Annotated in this window: 8 protein-coding genes and 1 pseudogene; 8 read left to right on the top strand and 1 reads right to left on the bottom strand. The window is 67.8% G+C overall.

Features of this window, described 5'->3' with window-relative positions:
- Positions 1 to 343: 343 nt before the first annotated feature.
- From WA944_RS05375 to WA944_RS05355, 5 genes are all read left to right on the top strand, one after another.
- The gene (locus WA944_RS05375; RefSeq protein ID WP_526608252.1) at positions 344 to 2740 is read left to right on the top strand and encodes a lysylphosphatidylglycerol synthase transmembrane domain-containing protein; all 2397 of its coding nucleotides are present in this window, start codon (positions 344 to 346) and stop codon (positions 2738 to 2740) included.
- 221 nt (positions 2741 to 2961) lie between these two features.
- Complete coding sequence (locus tag WA944_RS05370; protein ID WP_526372463.1) at positions 2962 to 3336, top strand: EutQ-related cupin domain-containing protein; 375 nt, start codon at positions 2962 to 2964, stop codon at positions 3334 to 3336.
- Between the two features lie 17 nt (positions 3337 to 3353).
- Positions 3354 to 5645 (top strand): trimethylamine N-oxide demethylase, encoded by a 2292-nt coding sequence (locus WA944_RS05365; protein WP_526372462.1) that lies wholly within the window; start codon positions 3354 to 3356, stop codon positions 5643 to 5645.
- A 22-nt stretch (positions 5646 to 5667) separates the two neighbouring features.
- Positions 5668 to 7005: a trimethylamine monooxygenase gene (locus tag WA944_RS05360; protein ID WP_526372461.1), complete on the top strand. Its 1338-nt coding sequence runs from the start codon at positions 5668 to 5670 to the stop codon at positions 7003 to 7005.
- 66 nt (positions 7006 to 7071) lie between these two features.
- Positions 7072 to 8124 (top strand): tartrate dehydrogenase, encoded by a 1053-nt coding sequence (locus WA944_RS05355; RefSeq protein ID WP_526372460.1) that lies wholly within the window; start codon positions 7072 to 7074, stop codon positions 8122 to 8124.
- A 9-nt stretch (positions 8125 to 8133) separates the two neighbouring features.
- Here WA944_RS05355 and WA944_RS05350 read toward each other — a convergent pair whose 3' ends face one another.
- Positions 8134 to 8382 (bottom strand): hypothetical protein, encoded by a 249-nt coding sequence (locus WA944_RS05350; RefSeq protein ID WP_526372459.1) that lies wholly within the window; start codon positions 8380 to 8382, stop codon positions 8134 to 8136.
- A gap of 156 nt (positions 8383 to 8538) precedes the next feature.
- Between WA944_RS05350 and WA944_RS05345 the strand changes: the two genes are divergently transcribed.
- The 3 genes and pseudogenes from WA944_RS05345 (at position 8539) to WA944_RS05335 (ending at position 11271) form a co-directional block, all read left to right on the top strand.
- On the top strand, positions 8539 to 9255 hold the full coding sequence (locus WA944_RS05345; protein WP_526646491.1) for a M15 family metallopeptidase: 717 nt from the start codon (positions 8539 to 8541) through the stop codon (positions 9253 to 9255).
- Between the two features lie 90 nt (positions 9256 to 9345).
- Entirely contained in the window at positions 9346 to 10185 is an 840-nt protein-coding gene (locus WA944_RS05340; protein WP_526369672.1) for an MMPL family transporter, read from the top strand.
- Between the two features lie 23 nt (positions 10186 to 10208).
- Positions 10209 to 11271 (top strand): annotated as a pseudogene (locus tag WA944_RS05335) (type III polyketide synthase).
- Positions 11272 to 11273: the final 2 nt, after the last annotated feature.

The following is an 11273-nucleotide window of genomic DNA, read 5'->3' as shown; positions in this document are numbered from 1 at the left end:
GAGGCCGACGGCAACCGCGTCGTCGTCAACCGCCAGGGATCGACCGCACTGGACAACGCCGAGGTCGTCTCGGTCCGCCAGGGCCAGCCCATCCGCGAATACGTCTGGGACGCCCAAGGCGACGACCAGGTCCTCGAAACCACCGGCAACGTCGTCTTCGTCGACAACAAGTAACCCTCACACCGCAGAGAGGGCGCCCCTGTTGGGGCGCCCTTTCTGCTGCTCACTGCGGGCCGCATCCGCCACCACGCCCCGCCGCAGGTTCCGGACACCGCCGAACACTCGCTAAGTTGTCTGGTGGGCCGTCGACGGCCCACCAGCCAAACCGAGAGATCGTTGCCTTATGCGAGTGGACGGGCGGGACATCGCTGTCTCCGGCAGCCTGCTCCAACCGTTGATACGACGGACCAACGACATCGTCCGGCTGACGTTGTCCACGGTCTTCCTGGTCGTCGTCGTCACCAGCACGCTGATCACCCGCAATGAGTGGGAAGCGCTGGAGAGATCCATCTCCGAGATCGTCGGTGTGCTCAGCCCGACACAGTCGAACGTCGTGTACCTGATCTACGGCGTGGCGATCCTGGCGTTGCCGTTCATGATCCTCATCGGCCTGATCGTCGCCCGTCAATGGAAGTTGCTGGGCGCATACGCCGCGGCGGGGATCATCGCCATCCTGCTTCTGTCGATCACCGGCAACGGCGTCGCCGCGCCGCGCTGGCACTTCGATCTGACCGAACGTCTCGACACCATGCTGTCGCAGTTCCTCGACGACCCGCGGTGGATCGCGATGCTGGCGGCGGTACTCACCGTCTCCGGCCCCTGGCTGCCTGCACAGTGGCGGCGCTGGTGGTGGGCGTTGTTGCTGGCATTCGTCCCGATCCATCTCGTCGTCAGCGCGGTGGTGCCTGCCCGGTCGCTGCTCGGGCTCGCCGTAGGGTGGTTCATCGGCGCGCTCGTCGTCCTCGTCGTCGGCACACCCGCACTCGAGGTGCCACTCGACGGTGCGGTGCGGGCGCTGACCCGGCGCGGTTTCCGGGTGTCGGCGCTGACGGTGGTCCGCCCGGCCGGGCGCGGACCGTTGGTGCTCACCGCGACCGAGGACGCGGACGCCGGCGGGACGGACTGGTCGGCCGGAACCGCCACCGTCGAACTGTACGGGCCGCACCAACGCGGCGGCGGCGCCCTGCGGCAGTTCTGGAGCAAGCTGCGACTGCGCGACAGCGAAACCGCGCCGCTGCAGACCTCGATGCAGCGCGCCGTCGAACATCGCGCGTTGATGGCTGTCGCCGTGGGCGACCTGGCGCTGGCCAACACCTCACCGATCGCGATGGCGACCCTGGACCGGGGATGGACGCTCTACGCGCACAAGCCGTCACTCGGCGTCACGATCGACGAGTGTGTCGACGAGTTACCTGTGACGCGGGTGTGGGATTCGCTCGGCGTGCTGCACAGCCACCAGATCTCCCACGGCGACCTGCGCGCCAAGGAGATCAGCGTCGTCGACGGAACCCCGATGTTCGGCGGTTTCACCTATTCCGAGTACGGCGCCTACGACGGCCATCTGCACACCGACATCGCGCAACTGTTGCTGACGACGACCGACCTCTACGGCGCCGAATCGGCGGTACGCGCGGCGATCACGGTGTTCGGCAACGAGACAGTGCTGGCGGCTTCGCGCCGTCTGACCAAATCCGCCGTGCCGAGACGTGTTCAGGCGGCGGTACACGACGCGGGTACGGCGCTGTCGACCGCCCGCGACGAAGTCAAGCGGCAGACCGGTGCCGACCAGATCAAGGCGGAGACCATCACCCGGTTCACCCGCAGCCAGCTCATCCAGATGGTCCTGCTGGTCGCGCTGGTCTACGTCGCGTACCCGTTCATCGCGTCGGTACCGGTGTTCTTCTCCGAGCTGCGTTCGGCGAACTGGTGGTGGGCACTGGCCGGGCTCGCAGTGTCCGCGCTGAAATACCTCGGCGCGGGCGCTGCGCTGTGGGCGTGCGCGGACGGTCTGGTGAAGTTCCGCAACCTGGCCATCATGCAGGTGGCGAACACGTTCGCCGCGACGACCACCCCGGCCGGCGTCGGCGGTCTCGCCCTGAGCACCCGGTTCCTGCAGAAGGGCGGGCTGGGCGCGCTGCGTGCCACCACCGCCGTCGCACTTCAACAGTCGGTGCAGGTGATCACCCACATCACCCTGCTGATCATCTTCAGCGCGGCGGTGGGCGCGTCGGCCAACCTGTCACGGTTCGTGCCGAGCAGCACCGTGCTGTACCTGATCGCCGGTGCGGCGCTCGGCGCGATCGGCATATCGCTGTTCGTCCCCAAACTGCGCCGTTGGCTGGCGACCGCGGTCCGGCCCCGTCTCGAGGAGGTCTTCGCCGACCTCCGTGAGCTCGCCGGCGAACCCAAACGCCTCGCGGTGATCGTGCTCGGTTGCGCCGCAACGACGCTCGGGGCCGCCCTGGCGTTGTGGGCGAGCATCGAAGCGTTCGGCGGCGACGTCAGCTTCGTCACCGTCACGATCGTGACGATGGTCGGCGGCACGCTGGCCGCGGCAGCACCCACACCGGGCGGCGTCGGCGCGGTGGAAGCCGCGCTCATCGGTGGCCTCGCCGCGTTCGGCGTGCCCGCGGCGGTGGCGGTGCCCTCGGTGCTGCTGTACCGAATCCTCACCTGTTGGCTGCCGGTGTTCGTCGGCTGGCCGATCATGCGGTGGCTGACCCGCAACAACATGATCTAGCGCCTTCGCCGTACCTTTGCCGCGGAATAGCGTTCCGGGCAGTGATCGAGCCCCCGATCGCAACCCGGAACGCTATTCCGCGGCCAGTCAACCGTGCTGAGCCCGGCGAAACCGGCTGCCAAGCATTACGTGGTGGCTACGAAGAGTAATCTCCCCGAAACCCGCGCATGGTTTCCTCCCATCAGACGTTGTTTCATACGAGAGATCATGCTGGAGGCCCCATGACGAGTACCGCCGCACCACCCTTCCTGGTGACATCCGGCTTCTGGCAGTCGCTGCCGCGGATGCCGCTGGAGCAGTATCCGGGCACCGAGGGCTTCATCGACGACGTCTACGCCAACCCGGGCGGGGTGCCGATGCGCTCGGGCTACTTCGAACTGCGCAACACCGACGCCGCACTCGACTACTACTACGACTACGACGAGATGAAGATCGTCCTGGAAGGCGAGTTCCGCCTGGAGAACCCCGACACCGGCCAGGTGCAGATCGCCAAGGCCAAGGATGCGATCTTCTTCCCGAAGGGCTCCCGCATCCTGTTCTCCACCCCGGATCGCGCGCTGGCGTTCTACGTCGGCTACCGCTCCTTCGCCCCGTGATCTTGTTGTAAGACAACATGGTCGAGCGCTTCCGCGTCGCCCCCGGGTCGGTCACCGCGCTGAGGGTAGCCGGTGGCGATCGGCTCGAGGTGATCGATCGCTACGGCCGCCAGCCTGCCGAACTGACGGTCCTCGCCGCCGACCCCTGGGCGGTCCCCGATGTACGGCCCGACGCCGCGGCCACGGTATTGCGCCGCCTGTTCGCCGGTCCCGACGAAAACGGCTACGCCGCAGGCCGGATCCTGACGATGCTGGCCGGTCACCACGTCGACCAGCGCGACGCGGTGGCGCTGCGGTTGTTCGGTGACGGCTCACCGGCGGGTGCCAGGGCGGGCTTCACCGTCGACGACGACGCGGTCGTTCTGGTCGCCGCGCCGGCAGTGCCGATGTGTCTGTCGGATAGCGACCCGAACCCGCCCTCGGAGGTGCTCGTCGAGGTGCACCGCGCCGACCCGTCACGTCCGGTCGGCCGCGAGCTTTCGGAACCGCTGGCAGAACCGTTGTGGGACATGCGCATCGATGCCTCGACCGCGTCGTCGTATGAGGTGCGCGCCGGGCAGTTCGTCCAGATCATCGACGTGGACGGGCGGCAGTGCTCGGACTTCCTGGCGTTCGACGCCGGCGCGCTCGGTGACGGCGCCGAGTTCGGCCTCGATGCCGCCACCACCCGCACCATCGGTGGGGCCGCCTACCCGCAGCCGGGACTGTCCGGCAAGTTCTACGACAGCCGCGCTCACCCGCTCGTCGAGGTGGTGCGCGACACCGTGGGCCGCCACGACACATTCGCGCTGGCCTGCACAGCGAAGTACTACGCCGACCTGGGTTATCCGGGCCACGTGAACTGCACCGACAACTTCAACGCCACCCTCGCGGGCTTCGGGGTCACCGCCCGCCGGGGCTGGCCGGCGCTGAACCTGTTCTACAACACCGCATTCGACGCCCAGCACCAGTTGATCACCGACGAGCCGTGGTCGCGCGCCGGTGACTACGTGCTGCTGCGGGCGTGCACCGATCTGGTCTGTGCGTCGTCGGCATGTCCCGACGACATCGATCCCGCCAACGGCTGGACGCCCACCGACATCCACATTCGCGTCTACGACTCCACCAGGAGGTTCTCTGTGGCGGTGGGACACCGGCTGACCCCGGACGCCGAACCCGTGCTCACGAGGTCCACGGCCTTCGCGCCCCGAACCGAGAAGTTGACGGGCCGATTCGCCGAGTATCGGGGGTACTGGCTGCCCACCGAGTTCGACAACTTCGGCACGCACCAGGAGTACTGGGCGTGCCGCGAACGCGTGGCCGTGACGGACCTGTCGGCCCTGCGCAAGTTCGAGGTGCTCGGCCCGGACGCCGAGACGCTGCTGCAGACCGCGCTCACCCGTGACATCCGCCGGCTGGCGCGCGGTCAGGTCGTGTACTCGGCGATGTGCACCGAGACCGGCGGGGTCGTCGACGACTGCACCGTGCTGCGTCTCGGTGACAACAACTTCCGCTTCATCGGCGGCGATCCCCACGACGGCAGCTGGCTGCGCACCCAGGCCGAAACGTCGGGGCTGCAACAGGTCTGGGTCAAGGACTCCACCGACCAGATGCACAACATCGCCGTCCAGGGTCCTGCCAGCAGGGACCTGCTCGCCGGTCTGATCTGGAGTCCGCCCGGTCGGTCGGCACTGCGTGACCTGGGGTGGTTCCGTTTCCTGATCGGGCGTCTCGGCGGTCCCGACGGGCTGCCGTTGCTGGTGTCGCGGACCGGCTACACCGGGGAACTCGGTTACGAGTTGTGGGTGCACCCCGACGACGCAGGGACGCTCTGGGACGCCGTGTGGGATGCCGGCGAGCCGTACGGGCTGGCCCCGCTCGGCCTGGACGCCCTCGAGTTGCTGCGGGTCGAGGCGGCCCTGGTGGCCGCAGGCCACGAGTTCGACGATCAGACCGACCCGTTCGAGGCCGGCATCGGATTCACCGTGCCGTTGAAGACCAAGACCGACGATTTCATCGGCCGGACCGCGCTGCTCGAACGCAAGGCACATCCGCAGCGCACGCTGGTCGGGCTGCGACTGGACGGCAACGAGGTGGCCGGACACGGTGACTGCGTGCACATCGGTCGCTCACAGGTGGGCGTGGTCACCAGCGGCGTCCGCTCACCGCTTCTCGGTGCCAGTATCGCGCTGTGCCGCATGGCCGTTCAGCATGCCGAGCCGGGCACTCGGGTCGAAGTCGGCAAGCTCGACGGCCACCTCAAGCGGATCGGCGCCACCGTCACCGTCATCCCTTTCTACGACCCCGACAAGTCCCGTCCCCGCGCGTGAGCGCAGCACCTAGGAGGAATTCATGTCCCGAACGGCCATCATCGGCGCAGGCCCCTGCGGCCTGGCCCAGCTGCATGCGTTCGAGCAGGCTCGACTGGACGGAGTCGACGTCGGCGAGGTGGTGTGTTTCGAGAAGCAGAGCGACTGGGGTGGACTGTGGAACTACACCTGGCGCACCGGCCTCGATCCGCACGGAGATCCGTTGCACGGCAGCATGTATCGCTACCTGTGGTCCAACGGGCCCAAGGAGTGTCTGGAGTTCGCCGACTATCCGTTCGACGAGCACTTCGGCGGCCCGATTCCATCGTTCCCGCCCCGCGAGGTGCTCTACGACTACATCGTCGGGCGTGCCAAGAAGAGCAATGTGCGACAGTTCATCCAGTTCGACACCGCAGTCCGGGACGTCACCTTCGACGACGGCACCTTCACCGTCACGGTCGAATCGTGGGAGAAGGGCGACGGCTCTCTGCGCACCGAGGCCTTCGACCACGTCATCGTCGCGACCGGCCACTTCTCCACCCCCATCGTGCCCGAATACCCGGGTTTCGAGTACTTTCCGGGGCGCATCCTGCACTCGCACGATTTCCGCGACGCCGTCGAGTTCGCCGGCAAGGACCTGCTGATCCTCGGCAGCAGCTACTCGGCCGAGGACATCGCCCTGCAGACGCGCAAGTACGGTGCCCGTTCGGTCACCGTGTCCTACCGCAACTCCCCGATGGGCTTCGGCTGGCCCCACGGCATCTCCGAAGTCCCTGCGCTGCAGCATCTCCAGGACCGCACCGCACACTTCGCCGACGGCACCAGTCGCAGCGTCGACGCGATCATCCTGTGCACCGGCTACCAGCACCACTTCCCGTTCATCGACCCGGACCTGCGGCTGTCGACGACCAACAACCTCTATCCCGAACGGCTCTACAAGGGCGTGGTCTGGACCGCCAACCCGAAGCTGATGTACCTGGGCATGCAGGACCAGTACTACACGTTCAACATGTTCGACGCCCAGGCCTTCCTGGCCCGCGACGTGGTGCTGGGTCGGTTTCAGCTGCCCACGGCAGAGGCGATGGACGCCGACGTCGCCGAGTGGCGCACCCGATACGCCGCGGTGGCCGGGGTGATGGAGCAAATCGACTTCCAGACCGACTATGTCCGCGACCTGACGACGTTGACCGACTACCCGGCGTTCGACCTCGAGCTGGTGCGCCGGCACTTCGTCGATTGGGAACACGACAAGGACGCGAGTATCACCGGTTACCGCGATCGTTGCTTCACCTCGCCGTGCACCGGCACCGTCGGCCCGCCACCGCACACCACGTGGTGGGACGAGCTCGACGACAGCCTGGCTCGGTTCCTGCGCCGGTGACTGCATCGTCTACGGTGCAGGGGTGGTCCACATCACGACATTGGTCAGCGCCGCGGGGACGGACGGGTGAGCCCCCAGAAGATCGCCGTCATCCCCGGCGACGGGATCGGCCGCGACGTGACGACGTCGGCTCGCGCGGTGCTCGACGCCGTGGCAGCCAAACACGAAATCGAGTTGGGCTATACCGAATTCGAATGGTCGTGTGAGCGTTACGTCGAGGTCGGCTCGATGATGCCCGACGACGGGCTGGAGACGTTGAGCCAGTTCGACGCCATCCTGCTGGGTGCGGTCGGTTGGCCCGGCGTCGCCGACCACGTGTCGTTGTGGGGTCTGCTGATCCCGATCCGCAGGGCGTTCCGGCAGTACGTCAACCTGCGGCCGATCCGGCTGTTCCCCGGTGTGACGGGGCCGCTGCGCTCGGATGCCGACATCGATTTTGTGGTCGTCCGGGAGAACGTCGAGGGTGAGTACAGCGAGATCGGCGGACGCATGAATCGCGGCCTGCCCGAGGAGCTGGCGGTGCAGGAATCGGTGTTCACCCGCGCCGGGGTGAGCCGTATCGCCGACTACGCGTTCGAGCTCGCCCGGACCCGACGCAACTACGTCACCTCGGCCACCAAGTCCAACGGGATCGTGCACACGCTGCCGTTCTGGGATGAGGTCGTCGCCGAGCGGGCGGCCAACTACCCGCAGGTGCAGTGGGAGAGTGAGCACATCGACGCTCTCGCGGCCAAGTTCGTGCTGCAACCGCAGCGGTTCGACGTCGTCGTGGGTTCGAACCTGTTCGGCGACATCCTCTCCGATCTCGCGGCCGCGGTCGCCGGGTCCATCGGCATCGCACCGTCGGCGAACCTCGACCCGACCAAGCAGCACCCGTCGATGTTCGAGCCGGTGCACGGTTCGGCCCCTGACATCGCCGGGCGTGGAATCGCCAACCCCGTCGGGGCGGTGTGGTCAGCGGCGCTGATGTTGTCGCATCTGGGTCACGGCGCCGCTGCCGACGACGTGATCTCGGCGATGGAGGCGACCCTTGCCCAGCCGGGCACCCGGACCGCGGATCTCGGCGGTACCGCGTCGACCGAGCAGGTCACCGCCTCGCTGGTGGCAGCGCTGAGCTGAGGCGCGGCCTCAGCAGGCCACGCCGGCGAAGACGGCGCCGGTGACCAGTGCGATCAGGATCGCGACGTTCGGCATACCGCTGGACAGCGCGACGAACACCCCGGCCACGGCAGCGATCAGGATGCCGATCATCAGGATCATGACCGCCCAGTTGACCTGGCTGGATGCGCGTACAGCACGTTGCGGTTCGACCTCTTGGGGGACTGTTGCACCCTCGCCCACTGCCACCATGATCGTCCCCTCTGTGACTGCAGACACAATATAACCCCACAATGGTGCACATCACAGTTTTGGCGGTGAGGTTGTGACCTGGCGTCGAGTTCGAAAGCTGCACCAACAGAACTGATTAGGACGGCTAACCGTAGCTGCGGGTTCGGTACCTCGGGTTCGGTACCTTGGGCCTTGGTGACGATCATGAAGCTGGCCGCGCTGACCGCCGTGGCGGCGGTGCTGGTGCAGTGCGCCCCCGCCCCGGGACCGGCCCCGGAGCCTGCCGCGCCGTCACCGACGTCACCGCGAACACCGCCGTCACCGCCGTCAGCCCCCGCGCCGGCGCCACCGGCCCAGCAGCCCGGGCCCGCGACGGTGCACCCGGTCACCGCTGCCGAGTTGGGCACGACGTGGCGTCCGGGTTGCCCGCTGCCACCGGAGGCGCTGCGCCGCGTCGATCTCGACTACTGGGGGTTCGACGAGCAGACCCACCGCGGCCGGCTGGTGGTGCACCAGGACCTGACCGCCGAGCTCATCGAGATCTTCGACCAGTTGTACCGGCTGCGCTTCCCCATCGAACGGATGCGCACCGCCGACCACTACCCCGATGCCGACGACGAGCTGTCGATGCGCGACAACAACACCTCGGCGTTCAGCTGCAGGGACATCCCCGGGACCGGGAGCTGGTCGCTGCACGCCTATGGCCGGGCGGTCGATATCAACCCCCGGCTGAACCCGTACGTCGACAGTCGCGGCGACTATCAGCCCGCCAATGCTGAGGTGTACCTCGACCGGTCCCGGATCGATCCCGGGCTGCTGCACGACGGTGACCCCGCCGTTCGGGCGTTCACCGACCGGGGCTGGCGGTGGGGCGGTCACTGGCGCACCCCGCTGGACTACCAGCACTTCGAGTACCGGTAGCAGCCCCACCCGGACTGGCCCGAATGTGACCGATGTGTGAACCCCCACGGATTGGCCTTCGTGTCGTACGGTTAGGCGCCTTTCCTGAGGATGGAGGCTGCGCTGCTGTACCGACTCGCTTCGCTGGCTATCGCCGTGCCGCGCCGCATCTTGGTGGCTGCGGCGCTAATGACGGTTGCCCTCGGCATATTCGGCGTGCCCATCGCCAAGGACCTGTCCCCCAGCGGTTTTCAGGATCCAGACTCCGAATCCACCCGCGCCGCCGAAGTTCTCACCGAGAAGTTCGGCCGGGGCGACGTCCAGATGCTCATCGTCGTCTCGTCGCCCGACGGCATCGACAGCCCCGCCGCCCGCGAGGCCGGCACCGGCATCGTCGATCAGCTCGGCGACAACCCGCACGTCGCCGACGTCTCCTCGCCCTGGTCCTCGCCGTCCGCCGCGGCGGCCGACCTCGTCAGCGGCGATCGCACCGCGGGACTGATTATCGCCGTGATCACCGGCACCGAAGCCCAGCAGCAGGTGTACGCCGCGGAGATCTCCGAGCAGGTCACCCGCGACGCGGAGAGCGCCGGCGGGGTGACGGTGCGCACCGGCGGCACCGCGATGGTCAACGTCCAGATCACCGCGCAGTCCCAGCGCGATCTGCTGCTGATGGAGTCGCTGGCCATTCCGCTGATCTTCCTGGTGCTCGTCTGGGTGTTCGGCGGGCTGCTGGCTGCGGCGGTGCTGCAGATGTTCGGCCTCGGCCTGACGCTGGCCGTGCTGGTCGACGCCACCCTGGTGCGCATGGTGCTGGTGCCGGCGTTCATGCACCTCATGGGGAGGTGGAACTGGTGGGCGCCGCACTGGCTCGGCCGGGTGCACAACCGTCTTGGCTTCAGCGAGGCGCCGGGGCACGGACCTACAATGACAGCTACACGGAGCAGGTGATCCACGTGACCGACACGAATCCGATCAGCGTCATCGCAGGTGTTCAGGGCGCGCTGCCGCCGCACCGCTACCCCCAGCACGAGATCACCGAAACCTTCCTGGCCATCCCGGCCTTCGCCGACCTCGGCGACGTCGTGCGGGCGCTCCATCAGAACGCCAAGGTCAACAGCCGCCACTTCGTGCTCCCGCTGGAGCGCTATCCGACCCTGACCGATTTCGGCGACGCCAACAACCTCTACCTCGACCATGCGGTGGACCTGGTCTGCGAGGCGCTCACCGCGGCGCTCGACGAAGCAGGCGTAACGCCAGGCGATCTCGACCTGATCACGACGACACCGTCACCGGCGTCGCGGTGCCGTCGCTGGACGCGCGGATCGCGGGCCGGTTGGGACTGCGCCCCGACGTGCGTCGGGTGCCGCTGTTCGGCCTGGGCTGCGTGGCCGGCGCGGCCGGCATCGCCCGCATGCACGACTACCTACGTGGCGCACCCGATGACCTCGCCGCGCTGGTGTCGGTGGAACTGTGCTCGCTGACCTACCCGGCCGCCGAGTCGACGATGGCCAGCCTGGTGGGCAGCGCGCTGTTCGGCGACGGAGCGGCGGCGGTGATCGCCGCCGGTGAGAATCGCGCCGCCGAGATCGACGCCACCGGACCCGAGGTGCTCGCTTCGCGCAGCAGGATGTATCCCGACTCGTTGGACACCATGGGCTGGAAGGTCGGCCGCAACGGGTTTCAGCTGATCCTCTCGCCGGACCTGCCCGAACTCGTCGAGCGTTACCTGGCCGACGACATGACCGGCTTCCTGGGCGATCACGACCTCACCGTCGCCGACATCGCGGCGTGGGTGTCCCATCCGGGTGGACCCAAGGTCATCGAGGCGTCACCGCAACGCTCGGATTGCCCGACGACGCGCTGGAGTTGACGTGGCGGTCGCTGGCCGAGGTGGGCAACCTGTCGTCGTCGTCGTCGGTGCTGCATGTGCTGCGCGACACCCGCGCCAAGAAGCCGACCGCGGGTGAGCCGGGGCTGCTGATGGCGATGGGGCCGGGCTTCTGCTCCGAACTCGTGCTGCTGCGTTGGCGCTGAGC

It is taken from the genome of Mycobacterium sp. (assembly GCF_049683355.1).
Classification (GTDB): domain Bacteria; phylum Actinomycetota; class Actinomycetes; order Mycobacteriales; family Mycobacteriaceae; genus Mycobacterium.
Note: the sequence above shows the minus strand (reverse complement) of the source record. Positions and strands in the feature narration are given on the sequence as shown.